At 68.1% G+C, this 24,389-nt stretch carries 24 protein-coding genes and 1 tRNA gene; 12 read left to right on the top strand and 13 right to left on the bottom strand.

Annotated features, from left to right (window positions below):
- The first annotated feature begins 42 nt into the window (after positions 1-42).
- The 3 genes from bcp (at position 43) to OG555_RS22810 (ending at position 2,620) form a co-directional block, all read left to right on the top strand.
- Positions 43-510 carry a thioredoxin-dependent thiol peroxidase gene (bcp, locus tag OG555_RS22820; protein WP_329474547.1) on the top strand — a complete coding sequence of 156 codons (468 nt, stop codon included), beginning with the start codon at positions 43-45 and terminating at the stop codon, positions 508-510.
- Positions 511-848: 338 nt separating this feature from the next.
- Positions 849-2,489, top strand: a complete 1,641-nt coding sequence (locus OG555_RS22815) for a substrate-binding and VWA domain-containing protein (RefSeq protein ID WP_329474546.1) — start codon at positions 849-851, stop codon at positions 2,487-2,489.
- A gap of 50 nt (positions 2,490-2,539) precedes the next feature.
- A tRNA-Leu gene (locus OG555_RS22810) sits at positions 2,540-2,620 on the top strand.
- Between the two features lie 153 nt (positions 2,621-2,773).
- Here the strand turns inward: OG555_RS22810 and OG555_RS22805 are convergent.
- Positions 2,774-3,946, bottom strand: coding sequence for a Gfo/Idh/MocA family protein (locus tag OG555_RS22805; RefSeq protein ID WP_329474545.1), 1,173 nt, complete (start codon positions 3,944-3,946; stop codon positions 2,774-2,776).
- 185 nt (positions 3,947-4,131) lie between these two features.
- Here OG555_RS22805 and OG555_RS22800 point away from each other — a divergent pair, with 185 nt between their 5' ends.
- Genes OG555_RS22800 through OG555_RS22785 form a run of 4 tightly spaced genes read left to right on the top strand, consistent with a single transcriptional unit; the run spans position 4,132 to position 6,891 of the window.
- Positions 4,132-4,971: an SGNH/GDSL hydrolase family protein gene (locus OG555_RS22800; RefSeq protein ID WP_329474544.1), complete on the top strand. Its 840-nt coding sequence runs from the start codon at positions 4,132-4,134 to the stop codon at positions 4,969-4,971.
- A 10-nt stretch (positions 4,972-4,981) separates the two neighbouring features.
- Complete coding sequence (gene rph / locus OG555_RS22795) at positions 4,982-5,698, top strand: ribonuclease PH (RefSeq protein ID WP_329474543.1); 717 nt, start codon at positions 4,982-4,984, stop codon at positions 5,696-5,698.
- Complete coding sequence (gene rdgB, locus OG555_RS22790; protein WP_329474542.1) at positions 5,695-6,300, top strand: RdgB/HAM1 family non-canonical purine NTP pyrophosphatase; 606 nt, start codon at positions 5,695-5,697, stop codon at positions 6,298-6,300. Before rph ends, rdgB begins: the two co-directional genes overlap by 4 nt.
- Before the next feature lie 3 nt (positions 6,301-6,303).
- The gene (locus tag OG555_RS22785; RefSeq protein WP_329474541.1) at positions 6,304-6,891 is read left to right on the top strand and encodes a hypothetical protein; all 588 of its coding nucleotides are present in this window, start codon (positions 6,304-6,306) and stop codon (positions 6,889-6,891) included.
- A gap of 3 nt (positions 6,892-6,894) precedes the next feature.
- On the opposite strand, the gene OG555_RS22780 is transcribed toward OG555_RS22785, so the two are convergent.
- The 5 genes from OG555_RS22780 to murI all read right to left on the bottom strand — a co-directional run bounded on the left by OG555_RS22780 (position 6,895) and on the right by murI (position 11,612).
- Entirely contained in the window at positions 6,895-7,497 is a 603-nt protein-coding gene (locus OG555_RS22780) for an acyl-CoA-like ligand-binding transcription factor (protein WP_329474540.1), read from the bottom strand.
- Positions 7,494-9,023 (bottom strand): DHA2 family efflux MFS transporter permease subunit, encoded by a 1,530-nt coding sequence (locus OG555_RS22775; RefSeq protein ID WP_329474539.1) that lies wholly within the window; start codon positions 9,021-9,023, stop codon positions 7,494-7,496. Before OG555_RS22775 ends, OG555_RS22780 begins: the two co-directional genes overlap by 4 nt.
- Before the next feature lie 59 nt (positions 9,024-9,082).
- Complete coding sequence (locus OG555_RS22770; RefSeq protein ID WP_329474538.1) at positions 9,083-9,913, bottom strand: alpha/beta fold hydrolase; 831 nt, start codon at positions 9,911-9,913, stop codon at positions 9,083-9,085.
- Complete coding sequence (locus OG555_RS22765) at positions 9,894-10,640, bottom strand: MBL fold metallo-hydrolase (protein WP_329474537.1); 747 nt, start codon at positions 10,638-10,640, stop codon at positions 9,894-9,896. Before OG555_RS22765 ends, OG555_RS22770 begins: the two co-directional genes overlap by 20 nt.
- Positions 10,641-10,808: 168 nt before the next feature.
- Positions 10,809-11,612, bottom strand: a complete 804-nt coding sequence (gene murI / locus OG555_RS22760; RefSeq protein WP_329474536.1) for a glutamate racemase — start codon at positions 11,610-11,612, stop codon at positions 10,809-10,811.
- Between the two features lie 168 nt (positions 11,613-11,780).
- On the opposite strand from murI, the gene OG555_RS22755 reads away from it, so the two are divergent.
- Positions 11,781-12,140 (top strand): hypothetical protein, encoded by a 360-nt coding sequence (locus tag OG555_RS22755; RefSeq protein ID WP_329474535.1) that lies wholly within the window; start codon positions 11,781-11,783, stop codon positions 12,138-12,140.
- A gap of 16 nt (positions 12,141-12,156) precedes the next feature.
- Here the strand turns inward: OG555_RS22755 and OG555_RS22750 are convergent, their stop codons facing one another.
- The 5 genes from OG555_RS22750 to OG555_RS22730 all read right to left on the bottom strand — a co-directional run bounded on the left by OG555_RS22750 (position 12,157) and on the right by OG555_RS22730 (position 15,072).
- Positions 12,157-13,104: a PLP-dependent cysteine synthase family protein gene (locus OG555_RS22750; RefSeq protein ID WP_442914439.1), complete on the bottom strand. Its 948-nt coding sequence runs from the start codon at positions 13,102-13,104 to the stop codon at positions 12,157-12,159.
- 2 nt (positions 13,105-13,106) lie between these two features.
- On the bottom strand, positions 13,107-13,385 hold the full coding sequence (locus OG555_RS22745; protein ID WP_329474534.1) for a MoaD/ThiS family protein: 279 nt from the start codon (positions 13,383-13,385) through the stop codon (positions 13,107-13,109).
- A 1-nt stretch (position 13,386) separates the two neighbouring features.
- Positions 13,387-13,842, bottom strand: coding sequence for a M67 family metallopeptidase (locus OG555_RS22740; RefSeq protein ID WP_329474533.1), 456 nt, complete (start codon positions 13,840-13,842; stop codon positions 13,387-13,389).
- A gap of 71 nt (positions 13,843-13,913) precedes the next feature.
- Positions 13,914-14,891, bottom strand: a complete 978-nt coding sequence (locus OG555_RS22735; RefSeq protein ID WP_329474532.1) for an aldo/keto reductase — start codon at positions 14,889-14,891, stop codon at positions 13,914-13,916.
- Between the two features lie 10 nt (positions 14,892-14,901).
- The gene (locus OG555_RS22730; RefSeq protein WP_329474531.1) at positions 14,902-15,072 is read right to left on the bottom strand and encodes a hypothetical protein; all 171 of its coding nucleotides are present in this window, start codon (positions 15,070-15,072) and stop codon (positions 14,902-14,904) included.
- A 933-nt stretch (positions 15,073-16,005) separates the two neighbouring features.
- Between OG555_RS22730 and ltrA the strand changes: the two genes are divergently transcribed.
- Positions 16,006-17,487 (top strand): group II intron reverse transcriptase/maturase, encoded by a 1,482-nt coding sequence (ltrA, locus tag OG555_RS22725; protein WP_329474530.1) that lies wholly within the window; start codon positions 16,006-16,008, stop codon positions 17,485-17,487.
- On the opposite strand, the gene OG555_RS42895 is transcribed toward ltrA, so the two are convergent.
- Complete coding sequence (locus OG555_RS42895) at positions 17,442-18,488, bottom strand: DUF222 domain-containing protein (RefSeq protein ID WP_442914438.1); 1,047 nt, start codon at positions 18,486-18,488, stop codon at positions 17,442-17,444. The two genes, ltrA and OG555_RS42895, sit on opposite strands and share 46 nt — an antisense overlap.
- Before the next feature lie 667 nt (positions 18,489-19,155).
- On the opposite strand from OG555_RS42895, the gene OG555_RS22715 reads away from it, so the two are divergent.
- From OG555_RS22715 to OG555_RS22705, 3 genes are all read left to right on the top strand, one after another.
- A complete protein-coding gene (locus tag OG555_RS22715; protein WP_405071695.1) occupies positions 19,156-19,395 on the top strand; it encodes a hypothetical protein in 240 nt (79 codons plus the stop codon).
- A 426-nt stretch (positions 19,396-19,821) separates the two neighbouring features.
- Positions 19,822-20,718 carry a phosphotransferase gene (locus OG555_RS22710; protein WP_329474528.1) on the top strand — a complete coding sequence of 299 codons (897 nt, stop codon included), beginning with the start codon at positions 19,822-19,824 and terminating at the stop codon, positions 20,716-20,718.
- Positions 20,719-20,945: 227 nt separating this feature from the next.
- Entirely contained in the window at positions 20,946-21,113 is a 168-nt protein-coding gene (locus OG555_RS22705) for a hypothetical protein (protein ID WP_329474527.1), read from the top strand.
- A gap of 109 nt (positions 21,114-21,222) precedes the next feature.
- Here OG555_RS22705 and ileS read toward each other — a convergent pair whose 3' ends face one another.
- Complete coding sequence (ileS, locus tag OG555_RS22700; protein WP_329474526.1) at positions 21,223-24,312, bottom strand: isoleucine--tRNA ligase; 3,090 nt, start codon at positions 24,310-24,312, stop codon at positions 21,223-21,225.
- Positions 24,313-24,389: the final 77 nt, after the last annotated feature.

The raw sequence follows: 24,389 nt of genomic DNA, 5'->3' as shown, positions 1-24,389 counted from the left end.
CGTACCATTGCGGCAGTTGATCCGATCCCCGTGGAGGGCCTGATGTCCGAACGTCTGTCGGCCGGCGACACCGCACCCGACTTCACCCTTCCCGATGCCGACGGCAACGAGGTGGCGCTGAAGGATCTGCGCGGGAAGAACGTGATCGTCTACTTCTACCCGGCCGCGATGACGCCGGGCTGCACCAAGCAGGCCTGCGACTTCCGCGACTCGCTCGACTCGCTGCAGGCCGCCGGGTACGCCGTCCTCGGGATCTCCCCGGACAAGCCGGCCAAGCTGGCCAAGTTCCGCGAGCGGGACGGCGTCACGTTCCCGCTGCTGAGCGACCCGGACAAGGACGTCCTGACCGCTTACGGCGCCTTCGGCGAGAAGACGATGTACGGCAAGAAGGTCACCGGCGTGATCCGGTCCACCTTCGTCGTGGACCCCGAGGGCAAGATCGCGCTGGCGCAGTACAACGTGAAGGCCACCGGGCACGTCGCCAAGCTCCGCAAGGACCTCGGCCTCTGAGCCAGATCGCGAAAAGACAACCTTGTCAGGACCTGCCGCAGAGGGAAACCTCCGACCGTTTCATGCGGCTGGTCCATGGAACGGGCGTTTGAGAGAAAGTCTTGATGTGATTTGGATCACACCAAGATCTCACCGGATCGGAGTGGAAGAACTACCGTCGGTGATTTTTCCAGCGTTCCTGTGAAAGAGCGGTACTCCCTGGACCACCCGCGTCCAGCGACGGGTGTGTCAAGAACCGTTGCAACCTTCGCCGTGACCAGCAGAAACCGGGTAATCTGCGCGCGCAGTCAGCCTCTGGGAGGGAGGGACCTGCCGCGATGGGAAAACATTCCTCTGCGGTGACGCGAAGTAACAACAACCGCCGTTCGGTGTACATCACCGCGGTCGGGCTACTGGTGCTGTCGTTGGGCGCCGTGTTTGTGGTTCGCTCCTTCGGATCCGAGTCGGGAGCCGACGGTTTCCTCGGCGGCAGCAAGTCGTGTAACGACCCGACGCAGATCCAGTTGAGCACCACGCCCGAGATGCAGTCCTCACTCGAAGCAGCGGCCAAGTCGCTGGCGGGCAAGGGCGGTCAGGACGGTACTCCGTGTCTGCAGTTCACCATCACCGCGGCTCCCTCGGCCAAGGTCGCCCAGGACGTCGCCAAGGGCAGCGACAACCGGCCCGACCTGTGGGTCCCGGACTCGTCGCTGTGGGTCGCCCAGGCCGATGACGGGGACAGCATCCCGAAGATCGTCGTACCGTCGATCGCGACCTCCCCGCTGGTGCTGGTCGGGCGGAACTCGAACTTCGCCGACACCTCGTCCTGGCTGCGCAGCCTCGGCACGGCCGGCGTCGAGCCGGCCCTGCTGGACCCGCTGAACACCTCCACCGGCGCGCTCACGCTGCTCGCGATCCAGTCGGAGCGGCAGAAGACCTCGGCGTCCGACACCGCGGTGAGCGGGCTGATCGTGCCGCTGGCGCAGCGCCTCGGTTCGATGGCCAAGCCGTACACCGACGTCAACTCGCTGTTCGGCCGCGCCGCGGCGGACGGCAGCCAGGTCGTCGTACCGGCGTCGGAGCAGAGCTTCGTGAAGTACCAGGAGGGGCACCCCGACGCGCAACTCAAGGCGGTCGTACCGGCCACCGGCACGCTGTACCTGGACTACCCGATCGCGGTCACGGCGAAGTCCGACACCGACCAGGCCACCTCGGCCGCCAACGCGCTGGCCGGTGAGATGCTCTCCGACGCCTACGGGCAGGCCCGCGACGACGCCGGCTTCCGCGACGGGTCGATGAGCGCGCTCAGCGGCGGCCGTGGCGTCGGCGACGCCAGCCAGCTGAGCAAGCCGACCGCCGAGGCGGTCGACAAGACGCTGCTGAACTGGACCCGGCTCTCCCTGTCCACCCACTCGCTCGCGGTGATCGACATCTCCGGCTCGATGGGCGACAAGGTCGGCGGCAAGACCCGGATGCAGCTGACCATCGAGGCGGCCACCGGCGGCCTGGCCCTGTTCCCGAACAGCGCGTCGCTCGGCCTGTGGACGTTCTCGACCAGGATCGGCACGGACGGCAGCAGCGACTACAAGGAACTGGTCCCGATCGCCCCACTGTCGGACCGGCAGCGGCAGAAGATCGTCGCCCAGCTGAAGATCCAGAAGCCGGTCCCGAACGGCGGCACCGGTCTGTACGACACCGCCATCGCGGCAGTCCGCGCGGTCCGGAACCAGTACGTCTCCACCGCGGTCAACTCGATCCTGCTGTTCACCGACGGCAAGAACGACGACCCGGGCAGCCCGACGCTGCAGGAGACCGTGAAGACGCTCGAAGGCATGAAGGACCCGTCCAAGCCGATCCGCATCATCGCCCTCGGCATGGGCCCCGACGCCAACCCGGACGAGCTCCGCACCCTGGCCGCGGCCACCGGCGGCCAGTCGTATGTCGCCCGCAACCCCAGCGACCTCCGCCAGGTGTTCATCGACGCCCTGCAAAGCCGCTGAACGGCGCCGCCTCCCCTAGGATGTCTGTCCGAGGGGAGGCGGCTCCCCCGGCCAGAGTGGTGGAACGGCAGACACGCCGGCTTTAGGTGCCGGTGCCCCCGGGCGTGCGGGTTCAAATCCCGCCTCTGGCACATACTCCGAGCTCCCACAGTGGGGAAATGAGAGAGGCCCCCGGCACAGGGGGCCTCTCGCTGCAAGCACATGCGCCTACGCCGCTAGAGTCCTCCGCATCGAGGGCTCAGCATTCGCACTGCGGCGTACCAGGTCACGACCGGGATGCTACCTCACCGCACTTGGCCGTTGTCGAAGTAGTTGATCAGGGTGGGGTCGAGCGGCGGGATGTCCATCGGGGTCCCGTTCGAGCGCAGCGACATCGTTGCCGCGTACCCGGCCGCGACCGCGGCCCGGGCGGCGACCGGGGACGTGAGCGTCGTCCCGCCGTCCCGGACGAACCGGACGAACTCGGCCACCAGGTGTGGGTCGGCGCCGCCGTGGTGGTCGGACTCGCCGGAGATCTCGACCACCTGGTCGGCATCCTCGCGGTACCCGGACCGGCGGCTGTTCCAGACCTTCACCACACCGCCGGCGGTGTCGCCGAAGTTCTCCAACCGGCCGTGCGTGCCGATCACGGTGTAGTTGCGCCAGTAGTCCGGCGTGTAGTGGCACTGCTCGTAGGTCATCAGTACGCCGTTGTCCAGCAGGAGATTCGCCGTCGAGAGGTCCTCGACGTCCATCACCGGCGCCAGACCCTTCTGCTCCAGCGGCGGCCAGTTGGACTCGGACACGAAGTCCTTGAACCGCTCCCCCGACCGGTCGAGCCGGTCCTCGATCCCGCCGTACAGGGTGAGCGCGCCCATCGCGTTCACCCGGGTCGTGTAGCCGCCGGCCAGCCAGTGCATCACATCGATGTCATGGGCACCTTTCTGCAGCAGCAGTCCGGTGGTGCGACTGCGATCGGCGTGCCAGTCCTTGAAGTAGAAGTCGCCGCCGTGGCCGACAAAGTGCCGGCACCAGATCGCCTTCACGTCGCCGATCGCGCCGGCCTGGATCAGCTCGCGCATGGTCAGGACGACGGGCATGTGCCGCATGTTGTGCCCGACGTACAGCCGCGCGCCGGAGTCGTACGCCGCCTGCAGCACCCGGTCACACCCGTCCGTGGTGATCGCCAGCGGCTTCTCCACGAAGACCGGGACGCCGGCCCGCAGGAAGTCGATCGCCGGCTGCTCGTGCAGGTCGTCCGGCGTGGTCAGGAAGACCCCGTCGAGCTTCTGGTCGAGCAGTTCGGCGTGGTCGCCGTACGCGGTCGCATCCGGGTAGCGCTCGAGGGCCAGGTCCCGCTGGGCCGCGACCGGGTCGCAGACGGCGACGATCGCGGAGCCCTCGCCGGGCTTGTGGGCGTACTGCGCGAGGCGGCTGCGGGCACCGAGACCCACCAGACCAAACCGAAGATCACTCATCAGCTAGCAACTCCTGCACATAGTTGTTTGTAACAGCCTAACTCCGAGCATTTCTGCCACTCAATGGTGATCTTGCCCTCGAGCCTGGTCCCCAATGCTCGGTTGGTGTTGACATGACGGCAACCTCGGTCTCACCGGGACCTCGCTCCGTGCCGACACCATGGCGGAATGTGAGCCTCCACTACGTGGCACTGGGGGACTCGACCACCGTGGGTGTCGGGGACCCGATGAACGGCAGTACGACCGACCTCTCCGGTGCCGGCGCGCGCCCGGGCGAGGGGTGGCGGGGCTGGGCCTCGCTGCTCGCCGACTCCCTGGCCAGCTCCCACCGTGTGACGTTCTCCAACTTCGCGACCAGCGGCGCCACCGTCCCGGCCGTGGCGACCGACCAACTGCCCGAGGCTGTGTCCACCGGTCCGATCGACATCGCCTCGCTCATCGTCGGGGTCAACGACACCCTGCGATCCACCTTCGACGCGGGCCGGATCCGCGACTGCCTGTACCTGTGCGCCGAGGAACTGACCGCCCGCGGCGCGCTGCTGCTCACCGTCCGGTTCCACGACCACGGCCAGGTGTTCGGCCTGCCGGTGTGGCTGCGCCGGCCACTGTGGCAGCGGATCGAGCAGGTCAACCTCGCGTACGACGACCTGCACGCGAAGTTCGGCGGGATCCGGCTGGACATGGCCGACTACCCGGAGGTGTACCGCCGGGACTTCTGGAGCATCGACCGACTGCACCCGGGCGAACGCGGCCACCGCACACTGGCCCGGGCGTTCGCCGACGAACTCGCCCGGCGTGGGCTGCAGATCGACGTACCCCCGGAGCTGGACTGTGCGTACCGGCCGCCGAGCAGGTGGGCGGACGCGTTGTGGCTGGTCCGGGAAGGCGTCCCGTGGCTCGGTCGGCGCGCCCACGACCTGGTGCCGTGGGCGGCCCGGATGGCCGTGACCCAGTTCCATCCGTCCCCCGGCCCGCTGGCGCTTCCGCCGTCCACCGGTTCGGAGGTGCGGCGCCTGGAGGCATAGGGTCTGCAACATGGCGCGTATCGATGGACGTAGTGCGGATCAGCTCCGGCCCGTGACCCTGACCCGGAAGTGGCTCGACCACGCCGAGGGCTCGGTGCTGGTCGAGTTCGGGCGGACCCGGGTGCTGTGCGCGGCGAGCGTGACCGAGGGTGTGCCGCGGTGGCGGAAGGGCTCCGGGCTCGGCTGGGTCAGCGCGGAGTACGCGATGCTGCCGCGGGCGACCAACACCCGCTCGGATCGCGAGTCGGTGAAGGGCAGGATCGGCGGCCGGACGCACGAGATCTCCCGGCTGATCGGCCGCTCTTTGCGCGCCGTGATCGACTACAAGGCACTTGGCGAGAACACGATCCTGCTCGACTGCGACGTACTGCAGGCCGACGGTGGCACGCGGACCGCGGCGATCACCGGCGCGTACGTCGCCCTCGCGGACGCGGTGTCGTTCCTGCGCGAGCGCAAGCTGCTGAAGAGCGAGCCGCTGACCGGCACGGTGTCCGCGGTCTCGGTCGGCATCATCGACGGCGCCCCGATGCTCGACCTCTGCTACGAGGAGGACGTCCGGGCCGAGACGGACATGAACCTGGTCATCACCGGCGAGGGCAAGTTCATCGAGGTGCAGGGCACGGCCGAGGGCGCGCCGTTCGACCGCGCCGAGCTGGACAGCCTGCTCGAGCTCGGTACGGCGGGATGCGCGGAGCTGGCGAAGCTGCAGCAGGAAGCGCTGTCGTGACCAAGGTCCTGCTCGCCTCGAACAACAAGAAGAAACTCGAGGAACTGCGGCGGATCCTGACCCCGATCGTGCCCGGGATCGAGGTGCTCGGGCTGGGCGACGTCGCGCCGTACGACGAACCCGCCGAGACCGAGCCGACGTTCGAGGGCAACGCTTTGCTGAAGGCGCATGCGGCGCTCGCGGCGACCGGTCTGCCGTCGATCGCCGACGACAGCGGCATCTGTGTCGACGCGCTGAACGGGATGCCCGGCGTACTCTCGGCGCGCTGGTCCGGACCGGCCAAGGACAACCACGCGAACAACCTGCTGCTCCTCGGCCATCTGGAGGACGTGCCGGACGAGCGACGTGGTGCGTCGTTCATCGCCGCGGTCGCGTTCGTCCGGCCCGACAGTTCCGACGAACTGGTGCTCGGCGAGATGCGCGGCTCGGTGATCCGCGAGCTGCGCGGCACCGGCGGTTTCGGGTACGACGTCCTGTTCCAGGCGGAGGGGTACGACCGGACCACCGCGGAGCTGTCGATCGAAGAGAAGGACGCGATCAGCCACCGGGGCAAGGCGCTGCGGGCGCTCGCCCCGATCGTCGCGAAGGCGCTGGGAGGCTAGACGATGTTGTTCGCCGGATCGGATCGCGACGGGGTCGCGAACGGGAAGATCACCGTCGCGTACCGGCGGTGGGCCGAGGCCCGCGTGGTCGAGGGGCGGATCTACCGCACCAACGCCGGCCGGATCGAGATCGACAGCGTCCGCCAGGTGAACCCGGACCTGATTGCCGACACCGACGCCGAGGTCGAGGCCGCGGACCGCCGCAACGCCAAGGACGTCCGGCGCCGCCTCCGTGGCGAGGAGTCGCATCCGACCTTCCTGATCAGGTTCCACCTGGTCGAGGGCCCGGACCCGCGCGAGGAGCTGGCTGCCCAGGCCGACCTCTCCGCCGACGACCTCGCGGAGCTGACCGCCCGCCTGACCCGCTTCGACGAAGGCCACCAGGGCCCCTGGACGACCGAGACCCTCCGCCTGATCCAGTCCAAGCCCGCCACCCGCGCCGCCGACCTCGCCGCCTCCCTCAACCGCGAAACGGCCCCCTTCAAACTCGACGTCCGCAAACTCAAGAACCTAGGCCTCACCTACAGCCTCGAAACCGGCTACGAACTCACACCCCGCGGCACGGCGTACCTCGAAACCCTGACCTCCTGACGGTCAGCTGGATTCCAGGGGGAGGCCGGCGGCTAGGTGGGTGAAGGCTCTGTCGATCGTCGAGAGGTACTCCTGCATCGGCGAGTCGGCGGCTTCTTGGTAGGTGGCCATGACGACGCCGATGACAGCACCGGCCCAGGCTCTGATGGCGAAGTCATCGGGCGAACGGCCGGTGCGTTCGGCGGCGAGTGCGGCCAGGAGGTCGATGCCGGCGTAGAGCTGGTCGAGCATCCGGACGCGGAGCTCGGGGGCGTTCATGACCAGGCGCTGGCGTTCGGATTCCAGCTCCCACTCGTCCTCGGACAGCGTGACCATGCTCTTCCGGATGGCCGCGCGGAGAGCGTCGGTCGGACCCAGCTCCGCCGGCGCGGACCGGAACAGCTCGATCATCAGCGGGTCGAGCCGGTCGAGGACGACCGTGTCCTCCTTGGTCGCGAAGTACCGGAAGAACGTCGCCGGTGACACCTCCGCCGCGGCCGCGATCTCCTGCACGGTCGTCTCTGCGTACCCCTGGTCGCGGAACAGCCGGAGCGCGTGCTCCTGGATGGCCGCCCGGGTCTTGGCCTTCTTGCGTTCGCGCAGCCCGGGCGGCTTTTCCATCGTCATACCCCGATTGTGGCAACTTCCGCCGGCTCCGGCGCCCCAACCCCGGTACGGCGTGGCAGGAAGGCCACAGCGAGCACCAGCCCGAGGGCAGCGACCGCGCAGCACGTCCACAGGGTCGCGTTCATCCCGTGCACGAAGGCCTCCCGGGCCGACGCCGCCAGTGTGGGCGAGTTGGTGTGCGCCGCGATCGCCACTGCACCGGAGGCGCTGTCGCGGGCCGCGTCGGCGACCGCGGGCGGCAGGCCGGTCACATCGAGCCGGTCCCGGTACGCCGAGTTGAGGACGGTACCGAGGATCGCGACACCGATCGTGCCGCCGACCTGACGCAGGGCCTGGATCAACCCTGAACCGGATCCACTCCGCTCCACGGTCAAGGCGCCGAGCGCCAGGTCCATCACTGGCGGCAAGGTGAACCCGATACTCAAGCCGACCAGACTCACCCAGATCGCCGTGTAGCCGTAGCCGGTGCCGACGCCGGTGAACGTGCCCAGCGCCAGACCGGCCAGCATCAGCACGAATCCGGCCGCAACGGTCACCCGAGGCCCGGCCTTCACGTTGAGCCGCTCGGCCACCTTGGCTCCGACCAGCAGCCCACCGATGATCGGCAGCAGCCGCAATCCGGTGTGCAGCGCATCAGCAGCCTGCACGGCCTGGAAGAGCTGCGGCAACACGAACAGCAGCCCCATCAACGCGAACGACGCGAGGGTCGCGAGCACTGTGCCCCACAGGAACGGGCGCGACGCGAACAACCCGAGATCCACCAACGGATCCCGCGTCCGCCGCTGCCAGGCCACGAACACCGCCAGCAGGATCGCACCACCCGCGATGCACCCGAGCGTCACCGCATCACCCCAGCCACGCTCGCCGGCCGCGACGAATCCGTACGTCACCGACACCAGCCCAGCCGCAGACAGCACGATCCCCGGTACGTCGATCCGCCCGGTCCGGTGACCGCGCGTCGCCGGGATCAGCAAAGCGACCGCCACCAGGCCGACGGCGACGAGCGGCACGTTGATCAGGAAGACCGATCCCCACCGGTAGTTGTCCAGCAACCAGCCGCCGAGCACCGGTCCGAGCGGAATGCCGAGCGAGTTCGCCATCACCCAGATCGTCATCGCCCGGGCGCGCTCCCCCGGCGCGAACAGCACGTTGAGCAACGACATCGAGAGCGGGATCAGGAACGCCGCCCCGACACCGAGCAGAGCTCGGAACGCGATCAGCTGTTCCGGCGACGACGCGAACGCACAGGCCGCCGACGCGCCTCCGAACACCACCAGCGCCCCGAGCAGCAACCACTTCTGCCCGAACCGGTCGCCGAGCAGCCCGGCCGGCAGCAGGAGCGCCGCGAGCACGAGGGTGTAGGCGTTCGCGAACCACTGCAACTGACTGGTCGACGCTTGGAGCTCGGTCGCCAGCGTCGGCAGCGCGACGTTCAGCACGGTCAGATCCAGCCCGACGACCAGCAGGCTGACCGACATCGCACCCAGCGCCCACCAACGGCGCGGATCGAGCGTGACTGCGGTCATGACAAACACCTTTCTGAGATCAGCTCTAAATTGAGAGTAGATCTCAGAATTGAGGTTGTCTACCGCAGCGTCGCCCGCAACACCTCCCGGAGCAGCTCGGGCTGCTCTCGCCACGGGGAGTGGCCGGCGGACGGGAGCAGGTGGAAGGTGTGGTGGGGAATGTGCGCGGCCAGGTCTCGTACGGCGGAGACCGGGCGCGGGTCACCGTCACCGTGGATGAAGGTGACGGGAGCGCTGATGGTCGCGGCGAACCCCGCGACATATTCGTCCGGCCAGACGTTCATCTCCCCCGCCAGCGCCCGGTTGGCGTGGAAGTTGATCGGCAGGTCGACCGCCGCCTCCTCGCCCGCCCAAGTGAGAGCCATCGACCGGTCCGCATGACTGGTGAACCACGACAGCACCCGGAACTCGATCTCCTCGTCCCAGGTTCGACTGCTCCCGGTGAGCGCCTCCAGACGATCCCGCTGGGCCGGCGTCATCCGGCGAGCCACTTCCGCGTAGTACGGCGTGTGCCAGTCACCGATCCCGACCCCGCCGAGATAGACGACTCCGGCGGCGTGATCGGGGTACGACGCCGCATACGTCAACGCCAGCGTGGCGCCGAAGGAATGGCCGATCACCAGGATCCGCTGATGGCCCCAGTACTCGCGGAGTTCGTCGATGTCCTGGGCGAGTCGCGCCATCGTCTGCTCGTCCGACGGTCCCGAGCGACCGCACCCGCGCTGGTCGAAGCGGTGGACGACAGTCAGGTCGTCGAGCATGTCCGCGAGTACGGCGTAGTCGTCCCAGAGGCCAGGACCGCCGTGCAGGATGACGACCGGTGGCGCGGAGGTCGTCGTACCAGTGGTTGCGGTCCACAACCGAACGCCGTCAGATGTCGAAAACGGCATGCGGGGTGGCGATCTCGACGGGACCCGGGTAGGTGCGGCGGGCGTGCTCCGCTTGGGTGGCGCGGTCGTACCACGGTGGGACGTGGGTGATGACGAGCCGGCTGACGCCGGCCTTCTTGGCCTGCTCGCCGGCGTCCGCGGGGGTCAGGTGCAGGTTGGTCGGGTTGCGCGGATCGTTGTCCGGCAAGGCGGCCTCGGACAGCAGCAGGTCGGCGCCGCGGGCGAGGTCGACCAGTGCGTCGTTCGGGCCGGTGTCGCCGGTGTAGACGAGCGATTTGTTGCCATGCTCAACCCGGATCGCGTACGCCGGGACCGGGTGCACCATCGGCGCGGTCCGGACGGTGAAGGGGCCGATGGACTGAACATCCTGCCAGGCATGGAATTCCAGCTCCTCCTCCATCCCGGGATCGGTCGGCAGGTCGTAGGCCAGTGCCATCCGGCCCGCCGTACCGGGTGGGCCGAAGACCGGGATCCGCGGGATCGGTGCGCCCGGCGCGTACTTGGCCGCGACGTACAGACCGCACAGGTCCATGCAGTGGTCAGGATGCAAATGGGACAGGCCGACCGCGCCGATCTCCGAAACGGCGAGATGCCGCTGGAGCGAGCCGAGCGAGCCACTGCCGAGATCGAGGATCAGGTGGAAACCCTCGGCGGTGACCAGATAGCTCGAGGCAGCCGAGTCAGGCCCGGGGACGGACCCGGAGCAACCGATCACGGTGAGCTTCATACCTGGAACATTACCGGCGGGTTGCCGCCTTCGCAGACCAGCCGGTGGCGTCGATCCGACGGCCAGGCAGCGATTCCGCGCCGGGCACCGCCGGATCCGGTGCCGTGGACAACATCCGGTGCGACCCCCGTCACATCTGAGACGGCGAGTCGCCCGGGCGCGCTGCGCCTACCGGACCCAGGCGAACTGGTCGACATCGGCGAGGACCGGGCCGAGGAAGCGGGAGCCGATCGCGGCGAACTCGTCGGGGCTGCCGGTGGTGACGAAGCGGTGCCGCGGCTCAGGCAGGTGGTCCGGGCGGAGCAGCGCGGTCTTGGTCAGGACGCCGTACACGTCCTTGGCGCACTCCTCGGCGCTGCTGACCAGGGTGACGTTGTCGCCCATCACGTACGAGATCACGCCGGTTAGCAGCGGGTAGTGCGTGCAGCCGAGGATGAGCGTGTCCACGCCGGCCTCGACCAACGGGTCGAGGTACTCGTGGGCCGCCTCGAGCAGCTCCGGTCCGGACGTCACGCCCGACTCGACGAAGTCGACGAACTTCGGGCAGGCCCGGGTGAACAGCTCGACCTGCGGCGCGGCGGCGAACCCGTCCTCGTAGGCGAGCGACTGCGCGGTCGCCCGGGTGCAGATCACGCCGACGCGATGGTTGCGGGTCGCGGCGACGGCGCGGCGGGCGGCCGGGAGGATCACTTCCACCACGGGTACGTCGTACCGCTCGCGGGCGTCGCGGAGCATCGCGGCACTGGCCGAGTTGCAGGCGATGACGAGCATCTTCACGCCGGCGTCGACCAGGTGGTCGAGGCACTCGAGCGCGTACTCGCGGACCTCGGCGATGGGCTTGGGTCCGTACGGCTGGCGAGCGGTGTCGCCGAGGTAGAGGATCGGTTCGTGCGGCAACTGGTCGAGCACCGCGCGGGCGACAGTGAGTCCGCCGAAGCCTGAGTCGAAGATCCCCACCGGTGCGTCTGCCACAAAGGGAAGCTTATACAGGTCCGCTCGCGGGCAGTTCTCAAGTCAGCCTTACCTAACAGGGCGATCCGACACGCCGGACTTATCCACATCTTTACTCCGCGGAATTGCCTTTTCGCGTGATGCACGCCACTCTGGAGCGATGTTTGTTAGACCGCCCCTCGTGATGCCATGAGTCTGGCGCACCACATCGCGGTGGTGCTGAGCACCGCCGCCGCACCGAATCCGCAACCCGATCACGTCACGGCTGCCGGTCAGACGGCGAACCAGGCTGCGGCAAGCAACAGCACGTTCGCGGACATCGTCACGGCCCTCGGGCCGACCGGGATGATGCTGGTGGTCGCCGTGGCGGCGTTCGCCCTGTACGTCGTCTCGCTGTCCCTGCACCCGAACGCCAAGTGCAACCGCTGCAAGGGCGCCGGCCGCCACCGCGGCGCGGTCTTCAGCTACGCCCAACGCCCGTGCAGCAGTTGCAATGGCCGTGGCGTGCACCCCCGGCTCGGACGCAAGGTCCTCTTCAAGGAACCGTAGGAGCCATTAGCAACTATCAGGCCCAGAGCTGGCCTTCGAGGCGGTCCTCGGCCTCGTCGATGGTGCCTTCGTACGCGCCGGTGGACAGGTACTTCCAGCCGCCGTCGGCGACCACGAAGGCGATGTCCGCGGTCTGACCTTCGCGGACGCACTTGGCCGCCTGGCCGAGCGCGGCGTGCAAGATCGCGCCGCTCGAGATGCCGGCGAAGATGCCCTCGTTGTCGAGGAGTTCGCGGACCCGGCGGACGGCGTCGCGGGGGCCGACCGAGAACCGCGCGTCGATGAGCGTCTCGTCGTACAACTCCGGGACGAAGCCCTCGTCGAGGTTGCGCAGTCCGTAGACGAGTTCGCCGTACCGGGGCTCGGCGGCGACGATGCGCACGTCGGGCTTGTGCTCGCGGAAGAACCGGCCCGCGCCCATCAGCGTGCCGGTGGTGCCGAGGCCGGCGACGAAGTGGGTGACGGACGGCAGGTCGGCGAGGATCTCGCGAGCGGTGCCGTCGTAGTGCGCGGCCGCGTTCGACGGGTTGCCGTACTGGTAGAGCATCACCCAGTCGGGGTGCTCCTCCGCGACCTGCTTGGCCACCCGCACCGCCTCGTTCGAGCCGCCGGCGGCCGGGGAGGAGATGATCTCGACACCCCACATCCGCAGGATCTGCCGGCGCTCCTCGGAGGTGTTCTCCGGCATCACGCAGACCATCCGGTACCCGCGCAGCTTGGCCGCCATCGCCAGCGAGATGCCGGTGTTGCCCGACGTCGGTTCGAGAATCGTGTTCCCGGGCCGCAGCCGGCCCTCCTTCTCCGCGTCGATGAGCATGCGCAGGGCGGCCCGGTCCTTGATCGAGCCGGTCGGGTTGTGGTCCTCGAGCTTGGCCCAGAGCCGGACGTCGGCCGAGGGCGACAGCTTGGGCAGCCCGACCAGCGGCGTACCCCCGACCGAATCCAGCAGGCTGTCGAAGCGCATGATCAGCCGCCGGCCACCGCGGGCAGCACGACGACGACATCGCCGTCCTTGACGCCGGTCTTCAGGCCGCCGGTGAACCGGACGTCCTCGTCGTTCACGTACACGTTCACGAACCGGCGCAGTTCCTCCGGCTCGCCCTCGACGATGCGCTCCTTCAGGCCCGGGTGGGCGCCGTTCACGTTGTCGATGAATTCGGCCAGGGTCTCGCCGTCGCCGCTGACCGCCTTCTCACCGCTGGTGTAGGTGCGCAAGATCGTCGGCACCCGCAGCTCGATCGCCATATCAGTTGTCTCCTTCGGTTTCTCTATAAGAACCCACCACGCGCACTTCTTCTTCCACGACCTCGCCGTCGACGATCCGGTACGACCGGAACTCGACCGGTCCGTCGTACGCCGGGGAGTCCGCGCCGTCCTGGGTCGACACCAGCACGTAGTGCGCGCCGGGCTCCTGGGCGAGGGTGATGTCGGTGCGCGACGGGTACGCCTCGGTGGCGGTGTGCGAGTGGTAGATCACCACCGGTTCCTCGTCGCGCTCGTCCATCTCCTTGTAGAGCCGGAGCAGATCACCGGAGTCGAACTCGTAGAACGTGGGCGACATCGCCGCGTTGAGCATCGGCACGAACCGCACCGCCCGGTCGGAACCGGCCGGTCCCGCGACCACTCCGCACGCCTCGTCCGGATGGTCCTTACGGGCGTGCTCGACGATCGCGTCGTACGTCGCCCTCTCGATGATCAGCACGAGACCACGGTACGGCGGCCATCGGAGCGGTCCCGCCAACCCGGGAGTCGGTCCAGGATGCGGACAGAGAGCTACCAGCGGTCGTGGATCTGGGGGCGGATCAGGTCGTCGTACGTCTGCTGGACGGCGGCCAACTGGTCGGGAGTGAGCGGGGGCAGGGCCGCGGCGGCGACGTTGCCGGCCACCTGGGAGGGGTTGCGCGCGCCGGGGATGACGACGGTGACGCCCGGCTGGTCGAGGATCCAGCGGAGGGCGAACTGGGGCATCGTCGCGCCGGCGGGGACGGCGGGGAGCAGGCGGCGGGCAGCTTCGAGGCCGGTGGTGAAGTCGACGCCGGAGAAGGTCTCGCCGACGTCGAAGGCCTCACCGTGGCGGTTGTAGGTGCGGTGGTCGTCGGCTCCGAAGACGGTGCTCTCGTCGTACTTGCCGGAGAGCAGACCGCTGGCGAGCGGGACGCGGGCGATGATGCCGACGCCGGCCTTTTGGGCGGCCGGGAGCACCTCGTCGAGGGGCTTGAGGCGGAAGGCGTTCAGGATGATCTGGACGGACGCGACGTTCGGCCGGGCGATCGCGGTGAGCGCCTCGGCGCAGGTCTCGACGCTCACGCCGTACGACGCGATCCGGCCCTCGTCGACCAGCGTGTCGAGCGCGTCGAAGACCGCGTCGGTCGAGTAGACCGGGGTCGGCGGGCAGTGCAGTTGGACGAGGTCGATGGTGTCCACGCCGAGGTTGGCGCGGGAGCGGTCATTCCACGCCCGGAAGTTGTCCAGGGTGTAGTTGGACGGCACCTGCTCGACCCGGCGGCCCATCTTGGTGGCCACGGTGAGGCCGTCGTACTCCTTCAGCACCTGACCGACCAGTCGCTCACTGCGGCCGTCGCCGTACACGTCCGCGGTGTCGATGAACGTGACCCCGCCCTCGACCGCGGACCGCAGTACGGCCAGCGCGTCGCTCTCGTTGACGTCGCCCCAGTCGGCGCCGAGCTGCCACGCGCCAAGCCCGACGACGCCCACATCCCGACCGGTCCTGCCCAACGTCCGCGTCTCCATGAGCCCCACCCTAGGCAGTGATGTCGATCCGCAGTTCGGGACCCTCCACAACCTCCAGCTCAACAGCCAGCGTCTCCGCCATGATCAGCTCGCGATGCGCCTCGCCAGCGGCGACCACCGCGGGCGGTGCGGCGAGCGCGACAGCCTCGTCCGGTCGGTGACCTCCAGCCCATCGTCCCAACGGGCCTGCCCCGATCGGATCACCGGCCGAGCGCTCGAACAGTCCGGACTCCGCCTCGTCGTGATCGAACCGGACCCTCCGGACCTAGAACGGTGGCGGATCGCCGGTCGCGGGAACCCGCGCATCGGCGTCGGAGCTCGAGTGATCACGGCTTGGGGCCGGCTCGTAGAGGGTGGCCCGGAGGTGATCGGGGTCCGCCGCGCGGGGTTGGGTGATCGGACCGCGGGCGGATGGAACGGTCGTGTAGCGATGGCCTGTGGGCGTCGTCAACGTGATGGAGCCGTCGGGATGACTGGTGGTGGCTCAACCCCACGCGGGAGTGTCTTTGATGACGTGGTGTTGCGCCGTGAGGCGCTGTTGATTCGAGTGGAGGTGGGAGACCTTCGCCTTCGTCTTGTCGCAGCAAGGCGGTGAAGCTGGGGGCAGCCTGATCCGGGTGGTGCCGGGGAGGGTGGGAGCAGCCCTGACAAAGCCGGGACGTGCCAGTACTGCCAGATGGTGCGGGTCCGGCGAGCGTGATGGAGAGGAGTACGCGAGGAACCGGCGTTGTTACGTCCTTCAACTCTCAGACCGGCTCGAATCTGGTGGATGTGGGCCGGGCGCGGTGCGTCCCGCTGGGTAAGTAGGCCGGCGGGAACTCCTGAAGGGGCATCACCATGCTGCTTCGGGAGGCCATGGGGAAGGTCTGCGGCGTACCTGTGGCGATGCCGCTGGGACACAGTCGGGCTCCTCCTTCGTCGAGCGAATCACAGTGAACACGGGAACCATCCGGTGATGGCTCCCGGCGCCGGGGATCCAGTCCGGGCTGCCGGGATAGGCGCACCGACCGCTGAACGGGCCGGGTGGGGCGGAGCCGTCGTAGTACTCCGAGGCCGGGAGAGCCGGTCACATGGGGAAGGGCGGCAGCGGGTTCGAGCAGGGAAGGATGCTGTAATGCCGAAAGATGCGCCACCGAATGGTGACGCCGCGCCCGAGGAGGACGTGCCGGGGACAGACTCGGTGGGTCCGCGTCGGCGGGTATCGGAGATGCAGGCCAAGCTGCATCGTTGGGCTGTGGCCGATCCGGGCCGCAGGTTCGATGACTTGTTCAACTTCGTGCATGACCCGGCGACGCTGCTTGTGGCGTTCGATCGGGTCGCGGGCAATACCGGGTCCCGCACGCCGGGCGTGGACGGCCTGACGGTCGCCGACGTGGAACAACGGCTTGGGGTTCCGGGGTTTCTGGACGATCTGCGGGCCCAGGTGAAGGCGGGCACGTTTCGTCCGTTGCCGGTGCGGGAGCGCAAGATCCCCAAGCCGGGTGGGTCGGGAAAGCTGCGAAGTCTCGGCATTCCTACCGTGGCGGACCGGGTCGTTCAGGCGGCGCTGAAGCTGGTGCTGGAGCCGATTTTCGAGGCCGACTTCGAGCCGGTTTCGTATGGGTTCCGGCCCAGGCGGCGTGCTCAGGACGCGGTCGCGGAGATCCACTATTTCGGCACTCGTGGCTATCGATGGGTGCTGGATGCAGATATCGAAGCGGCCTTTGACAACGTCTCGCACTCGACCGTGATGGATCGGGCGCGGGCCAGGGTCAAGGACAAGCGCGTGCTGGCGCTGGTGAAGGCGTTCCTCAAGGCCGGGGTCTTGACCGAGCTCGGCGAACACAGGGACACCCACACCGGCACGCCGCAGGGTGGCATCATCTCCCCGTTGATCTTCAACATTGCCATGTCGGTGCTCGATGAGCACCTGCACGGTCCGTGGAAGACCGGCGGGACGATGGCCACCGGCAAACGGCGCGCTGCCCGCCGTCGCAGGGGTCTGCCGAACTGGCGGGTCATCCGTTACGCGGATGACTTCGCGGTGGTGGTGCATGGCACCCGGCACGACACCGAGGCGCTGCGCGATGACATCGCCGGGGTGCTCGCCACCTTGGGATTGCGCCTGTCGGAGGCCAAGACCCGAGTGGTGCATCTCAGCGATGGGTTCCAGTTCTTGGGGTTCCGCCTCCAGTGGCGCCGCAAACGAGGGACCACCCAGTGGTACGTCTACACCTTCATCGATGACCGGCCCATCCGGTCGGTGAAGGCGAAGATTCGTGCCCTGACACGCAAGACATCGCAACTGGATCTGGGATACGTGCTGACCAAACTCAACCAGGTCATGCACGGCTGGGCCAACTACTTCAGGCACGCCGTGGCCAAGAACATCTTCAGCATGCTGGACGGCTTCGCCTGGTGGCGGGTCATCCGCATGCTGAGGCAACGGCATCACTGGAGATGGACGGACGTCCGCCGATGGCTGACCACGCCCACCGGGCACTGGCGGCCGATCACCGCGGGCGAGATCGAACTGCGGCGGATCGCCGCGATACCGGTCACCCGGTATCGCTATCGCGGCGGCAAGATCCCCAACCCCTGGACCCAACCCGTATAACGACAGGACCCGTGGAGAGCCCGTTGCGTTGAAAGGCGCACGGCGGGTTCGGCGAGCGGCCCGGGGAAACGGACCGGGAGCAATCCCGGCACCGCGCCCCGGGCCGACTCAGCGTATTCGCAGTACGGCGCCAGGCCGGTCAGGCTGGTGATCCCGGTTCGGGCGAACGGGGTGGTGTGGTCTCGGTCGCAGTCCCGGGAGGTCCGGTTGCAGCCGGGCCAGGCGCAGACCGGATACCGGGCGAGCAAGGTCTCGCTCACCAGGGCGCCGGGGTCATGGCGGGTGGTGGACGCTTCCAGGACGGCGCCGTTCACCGGGTCGGTCAACAGCCGCCGCCAGGTGCCGTCGTGGGCGATACGGCGAGCCATCTCGGCGGGGATGGGGCCATAGCCGGTGAGCTCGGCGGGGTCCCCGTCCAGGCCGAGGAGGGTGTTGGCGGGGACGACGACTTCGATGTGGGGTCGCCGTCGGTGCTGGTCGGGGAGTCTGCGGCCGAGCCAGTCGAGTCCGTTGCGCAGGATGTGTTCGAACAGGTCTGCGGTGACGTCGGCGCGCCGCTGTTCGCCGGTCCGGTCATCCTTGACCAGAGCCGCGTTCTGGGCGGCAGTCGGGGCGTCCGACGTTGGTCTTGTGTCCGCGGTGTCAAGGACTGATCGCGCAGTGGCCGCCGTAGCGGGGGTGGTGGCCGCAGTTGGGTGGTGGCCGCAGTTGGGGCAGTGGCCGCAGTTGGGGTAGTGGCCGCAGTTGGGGCAGTGGCCGCAGTTGGGGCAGTGGCCGCAGTTGGGGTAGTGGCCGCAGTTGGGGTAGTGGCCGCAGTTGGGGTAGTGGCCGCAGTTGGGGTAGTGGCCGCAGTTGGGGTAGTGGCCGCAGTTGGGGTAGTGGCCGCAGTTGGGGTAGTGACCGTGACGGGGGTGAGGGTCGTGACGGGAGTGAGGGCCGATTCGCTCGAGGTGACGCCTTCTCTTTTGGCGAGCTTGGCGATGGCTTGGATGGCGACCCACATCTGCTGGATCTTGTCGGCGGTGTGAACGATCCACAGTCCGGCCATGCCCTCGGCCAGCGGGACGATTTTGCAGGTGCGATCGGTGACTGCGGCGCGATGTCTCGCGGCAGCCTCGCGGGTGGTGTGTTTGGCGACCTGCCGGCGCAGGGACTCGAGCAGGTTCTTATGGGTCTGCGAACCTGCGCGCTTGAGCACGTGCGCCTCGACCGCTTGGGCCGCTTCGCCGGACAGGTCGCGCGTAGCTTCGGAGATGGCCAGCGCCTTGCCCCAGGTCAGTGCGCCACACCTCAGCGCGGTGTGCGTGGCCGACAGGGTGGAGGTAAGTCGGAGGGCGGTGTCGACGCGGCGACCGATCGTGTTCGGAGACAGGCCGAGCGCCAGCGCCATCTCGCCGTACCAGGAACGTTCCGGGTCGATCGGACGACCCTTCGAATCCAGCTGAGTGGGGCGCGGCGACTCGCGATGCTCGGCCTGACGCTGACGGTAGAACGAAGCCATTGCGGCAGCCTTGATCGACTCGGCCCATCCGGACAGCTTGGTGGCGGCCTTCATCAACTCGATCAACGCCATCGGCGACATCGCCTGTGGCCGGGTCCCCTCCAACTCGGTCGCCAACTGACCGCCGGGCGGCAGGAACACCCACGCCGGGGCCTCGAGGCGCAGCGGTGACGACCTTCTGTGCCGAGCACGGCATCTCGCGCAGGACGTTCTACGAGATCCGGCGGCGTAGCCTGACCGACGGTGCCCGCGGCGGCGTTGGAGCCGAGGTCGCGGCGGCCGAAGTCGAGCCCTCGAAGCTGGCCGATGACGTCAGGCGGCAGGCGATCGGGGTCCGGGCTGCACTCGATTGGCTTGGCGGACGGCGTTGGCCGACGAGGAGTACGGCCGCCATAGCGGATGGGTAGCCACGCTCACACCATCGCATGGTCGACTCATGCCATCACCTGACCCTGCGCCTTGGAGCGGGTGAACGGGAATCGAACTCGCATTTCTCAGCTTGGGAATCCCACGTAGCCTCTTAGGTGGGTCTGAAATGACCGGGTCCGGTTATGGACGCCCGCTCCGCGGCCTCGGCTGACCACCGCCAAGGATGCACCGGGGGATGCACCAATGCTCAAGCTGAACCGGGCCACGGGCAGGGCTAGAGCATGGGCGTCGCCACCCTCGCCACTTCCGCCAGCCAGTTGCCTCTACGTCTCGGCAGTTGTGGGCCAGGCGGGCCCCTCGACAAGTCCCAGCCAACCAAACGCGGAAAGGGCGCGCAGCCACACTCTCTCTGCCACAATCCAATCTGCGACGCCGTAGACGCGTGAACCCTGGGAGAGGAACTGATGCCGGACGAACCCGATGCCGAGATCCGACGCCGGGTCGAACAGGCACTGGGCCGGCCGACCACGACGTGGGCCGTCCCCGATACCGGTTGGTCGGGGGCGATCCGGCACTCAGTCGGATTGGCCGACGGTACGCGCGTCTTCGTCAAAGCCGCCACCGACGACGATACCGAGCGCTGGCTCCGCACCGAACACCTTTCCCTGCAGCACGTTCCCGAGCGGTTCGCGCCAACGATCATCGCGTGGCTCGACGAGCCCGGCCGCCCGATTCTCGTCACTGAAGATCTCAGCCGGGCTCACTGGCCGGCCAGTCATCAGGGCGTGAATTGGCGCCCCGGCGATATCGATCTCCTACTCACCGCTGTCGCCAATCTTTCACATATCGAGGCACCGAACGTCTTCTCACCCACACCGCGAACGCGCGCTCGCTGGCCCGGCCTACTGTGCGGCCCGGACCGAACGGCCTTCCTCGAATTGCAGCTGTGCTCGGAGAAGTGGCTCGACAACGCCGCACCGCAGCTCATCGCCGCCGAATCCCGCTGCGACGAGGACGGAATGAGCCTGGTGCACGGGGATATTCGCAGCGACAGTATCTGCATCGACGGCGACCGGGTGGTCTTCGTCGACTGGAGCCATACCTCATGCGGCAGCGCCGACCACGATCTGGCCGGATTGCTCCCGACCCTGCACCTGGAAGGCGGCGCCCTTCCCTACGACGTCATGCCCGACGGCGCACCCTGGGCCGCCGCCGGTGCCGCCACGCTCGCCTATCGCGTTCACCACGATTCCCTGCCGGACTGGCTGGTCCCGGTGATGATCCGGCTGATCGCGATCGACCTGTCGTGGGCAGCGTCATCGCTGGGGCTTCGGTCGCCCGACGGCACCGCCCGGCGCTAGCCGAACAATTCTGGATCATCCGAGTCCGGGTTCTGGCCACCGATCGCGAAGAATCGGCGGGCCGGACGCACCCGGGCCGGTGCAGAATCTGACCGCCTGGCAGGCCACCGCGAAGACCGAGGCACCTCGCCCCACCCGTGACCTGATGCGCCGTCCCGCCGGCCGGCCCCGACCCACCCCGGCGCCTGACCAGCAACGGCGTCTTCATCCTGAACAAGGTCCAGTACATGGTCGACGGGCGACGAGGCTTCCAGCAGGTCCTCGTCATCATCGCCGGCGACAAGATCACCGTCGCCGGCCTCGAAGGCGAGATCCTCATCGAGCACACCAGACCCGCGCCCGGAGTGACCTACGTCGGCAACTGCCGCCCCCGCGGCCCACGCCAAGACCCCTGAATCGTCACCGACGTCCTGACACACCCAGTGTCACCGATGTCCTGATACAGAACCGTCACCGATGTCCTGAGACATCACACCAGGTCGATATCAACGCCTGTACCGCAGCTCAGACCTTCTCCACGCTCACCACCAGGTCGGTTCCCGAGGCGACAGTGAACGCGACCTCGACGGCCAGCGTCTCAGCCGCGATCAGTTCGCGATGCGCCTCGACAGCGGCGACCACCGCGAGCGGTGCGGCGAGCGACAGCCTCATCCGATCGGTCACTTCCAGACCAGCATCCCGGCGAGCCTGCTGCACCGACCGGATGACGTCGCGCGCGGTCCCCTCCGCCTCCAGCTCCGGCGTGACGATGGTGTCCAGTACGACGAACCCGCCGTCAGCCAGCAGCCCACTAGCGGAGCCTCCGTCGGCCAGAGTCGTCTCGAGGGTGTACTCCCCCTCCACCAACTCGATGCCCCCAGCAACAACCACGCCGGCGGCCGACACCGACCAGTCACCACTCTTCGACGCCTTGATCACCAGTTGTACATCGCGCCCGAGCCGCGGTCCCGCCGCCCGCGCGTTGACGGTCAGCCGCTGCGACACCGGCGCATCCACCGCGTCCGCCGATGTCAGCACGACCTCGCGGACATTGACCTCCGCGGCGATGACCGGCGCCAGCGGCCGCAGGGCGTCCGGATCGGCAACCGCGACCGTGAGCCGATGCAGCGGCTGGCGGGCTCGGATCCCCTCGGCCTTGCGAATCGCCGACGCGACCGAGCACACCTCCCGGGCGCGTTCCATCCCCTCGACCAACTCGGGATCGTCCGGCAGATTGTCGACAACAGGCCAATCCGACAGGTGGACGGATCGCTCACCGGTTAGGCCGCGCCACACTTCCTCGCTGACGAGCGGGAGCAGCGGCGCGACGGTCCGGCAGAGGATCTCCAGGGTCGTGTACAGCGTGTCGATCGCCTCGGCCGAGCCCGCCCAGAAGCGGTCCCGCGAGCGCCGGATGTACCAGTTCGTCAGGATCTCGACGTACGCCGCGACCGCGTCACAGGCCGACGCGATGTCGTAGCGATCGAGATCTTCCTGGACCTCGGTCACGAAGATCCGCAACCGCGCGAGCAGGTAGCGGTCCAGCTCGTCCGGGGATTCCGTGGACCGGCGCGCCTCGCGGCCGGCTGCGTTCGTGTACAGCGCGAAGAAGTACCACGCGTTCCACAGCGGGATCATCACCTGGCGGACGCCCTCGCGGATGGCCTGCTCGGTGACGACCAGGTTGCCGCCGCGCAGGATCGGGCTCGACATCAGGAACCAGCGCATCGCGTCCGCGCCGTCTCGGTCGAACACCTCGGACACGTCCGGGTAGTTCCGCAGCGACTTGCTCATCTTCTGCCCGTCGCTGCCGAGCACGATCCCGTGACTCAAGCAGGACGAGAACGCCGGCCGGTCGAACAGCGCCGTCGACAACACGTGCAAGGTGTAGAACCACCCTCGCGTCTGCCCGATGTACTCGACGATGAAGTCGCCCGGGAAGTGGTGCTCGAACCAGTCCGTGTTCTCGAAGGGATAGTGCACCTGCGCGAAACTCATCGACCCCGAGTCGAACCATACGTCCAGTACGTCGGGCACCCGGCGCATCGTCGACCGGCCGGTCGGGTCGTCGGGATTCGGTCGCGTCAGTTGGTCGACGTACGGGCGATGCAGATCCGGTACGGCGACGCCGAAGTCGCGCTCGAGCTCCTCGACCGAACCGTAGACGTCGATGCGTGGATACGCCGGGTCGTCCGATCGCCAGACCGGGATCGGGCTGCCCCAGAAGCGGTTCCGGCTGATCGACCAGTCCCGCGCGTTCGACAGCCACTTGCCGAACTGCCCGTGCTTCACGTGCTCGGGGACCCAGGTGATCTGCTCGTTCAGCTCGACCATCCGGTCCCGGATCCGGGTCACCTCGACGAACCAGCTCGACACTGCCTTGTAGATCAGCGGATTCCGGCACCGCCAGCAGTGCGGATAGCTGTGCACGTAGCTGTCCTCGCGGACCAGCGACCCTGCCGCGTGCAGGTCCCGGATGATCGGGCGGTTGGCCTCGAACACATGCAAACCCTGGTACGGCGGAACCACGGAGGTGAACCGGGCTCCGTCGTCCACGGTCAGCAGGGTGGGGATCCCGACAGCGTCACACGCGATCTGGTCCTCCTCGCCGTACGCCGGAGCCATGTGGACGACGCCCGTACCCTCATCGGTCGTGACGTGTTCGGCCGCGATCACCTGGAACGCCTCGCCCGTCCCCCACACCTCGGTGTCCGCGAAGAACGGGAACAACGGGGTGTAGCGGCGGCCGATGAGCTCCGAACCCTTGAACCGCCGCAGTACCTCGGAGTAGCCGTAAGCGTCGAGCCGCGCCTCGGCGAGGATGGTCGGCCCCGCAGGATCGTCGACAATCGCATAGTCGACATCCGGACCGACGGCCATCGCCAAGTTGCTCGGCAGGGTCCACGGTGTCGTCGTCCAGGCCAGCAGCCGCTCGCCCGTCTCCAGTTGGACCGCGATTGTCACGGACGGGTCCTGGCGGGGCTGGTAGACGTCGTCGTCCATCCGCAGTTCGTGGTTGGACAGCGGGGTCTCGTCGTTCCAGCAGTACGGCAGGACTCGCAGTCCCTCGTACACCAGGCCCTTGTCGTAGAGCGTCTTGAACGCCCAGATCACCGACTCCATGTATCCGGGATCAAGCGTCTTGTAGTCGTGGTCGAAGTCGACCCAGCGCGCCTGCCGGGTGACGTAGCTGCGCCACTCGTCGGTGTACTTCAGCACGGACGCCCGGCAGGCCTCGTTGAACTTCTCGATCCCCAGCGCCAGGATCTCGGCCTTCGTCTTCAGGCCGAGCACCCGCTGGGCCTCCAGCTCGGCCGGCAGCCCGTGCGTGTCCCACCCGAACCGCCGTTCCACCCGCCGCCCGCGCATGGTCTGGTACCGCGGTACGACGTCCTTCACGTACCCGGTGAGCAGGTGCCCGTAATGCGGCAACCCGTTCGCGAACGGCGGGCCGTCATAGAAGACGAACTCGTTCGCCCCGTCCTCCCCCGCCGCCCGCTGCTCCACTGAAGCCCGGAACGTCCCATCCGCGCCCCAGTACCCCAGAACGCCACGCTCAACCGCCGGAAAGTCCGGACTCGACGTCAGCTCACTGCCAACCTTCGGATAGCTCACTCAGCGCATGTTATGCAGCAGGGCTCTCAACCGGAGTACTTCGTGGCCTTGACTGCCACGAATCCTTACGGCGCGAG

This window comes from Kribbella sp. NBC_01484 (assembly GCF_036227145.1).
Taxonomy (GTDB): Bacteria; Actinomycetota; Actinomycetes; order Propionibacteriales; family Kribbellaceae; genus Kribbella.
This window is presented reverse-complemented; position numbering and strand designations above follow the sequence as displayed.

Bases quoted from the DNA above. Each gene is read 5' to 3' on its own strand.
- OG555_RS22780 (WP_329474540.1), bottom strand. From the start codon at position 7,497: ATGACGATGGAAAAGCCGCCCGGGCTGCGCGAACGCAAGAAGGCCAAG.
- OG555_RS22805 (WP_329474545.1), bottom strand. From the start codon at position 3,946: ATGAGTGATCTTCGGTTTGGTCTGGTGGGTCTCGGTGCCCGCAGCCGC.
- OG555_RS22705 (WP_329474527.1), top strand. From the start codon at position 20,946: ATGGTCGACGGGCGACGAGGCTTCCAGCAGGTCCTCGTCATCATCGCC.
- OG555_RS22775 (WP_329474539.1), bottom strand. From the start codon at position 9,023: ATGACCGCAGTCACGCTCGATCCGCGCCGTTGGTGGGCGCTGGGTGCG.
- OG555_RS22755 (WP_329474535.1), top strand. From the start codon at position 11,781: ATGAGTCTGGCGCACCACATCGCGGTGGTGCTGAGCACCGCCGCCGCA.
- OG555_RS22745 (WP_329474534.1), bottom strand. From the start codon at position 13,385: ATGGCGATCGAGCTGCGGGTGCCGACGATCTTGCGCACCTACACCAGC.
- OG555_RS22770 (WP_329474538.1), bottom strand. From the start codon at position 9,913: ATGCCGTTTTCGACATCTGACGGCGTTCGGTTGTGGACCGCAACCACT.
- bcp (WP_329474547.1), top strand. From the start codon at position 43: ATGTCCGAACGTCTGTCGGCCGGCGACACCGCACCCGACTTCACCCTT.
- OG555_RS22750 (WP_442914439.1), bottom strand. From the start codon at position 13,104: ATGCGCTTCGACAGCCTGCTGGATTCGGTCGGGGGTACGCCGCTGGTC.
- OG555_RS22710 (WP_329474528.1), top strand. From the start codon at position 19,822: ATGCCGGACGAACCCGATGCCGAGATCCGACGCCGGGTCGAACAGGCA.
- OG555_RS22785 (WP_329474541.1), top strand. From the start codon at position 6,304: ATGTTGTTCGCCGGATCGGATCGCGACGGGGTCGCGAACGGGAAGATC.
- ltrA (WP_329474530.1), top strand. From the start codon at position 16,006: ATGCCGAAAGATGCGCCACCGAATGGTGACGCCGCGCCCGAGGAGGAC.
- rph (WP_329474543.1), top strand. From the start codon at position 4,982: ATGGCGCGTATCGATGGACGTAGTGCGGATCAGCTCCGGCCCGTGACC.
- OG555_RS22735 (WP_329474532.1), bottom strand. From the start codon at position 14,891: ATGGAGACGCGGACGTTGGGCAGGACCGGTCGGGATGTGGGCGTCGTC.
- OG555_RS22765 (WP_329474537.1), bottom strand. From the start codon at position 10,640: ATGAAGCTCACCGTGATCGGTTGCTCCGGGTCCGTCCCCGGGCCTGAC.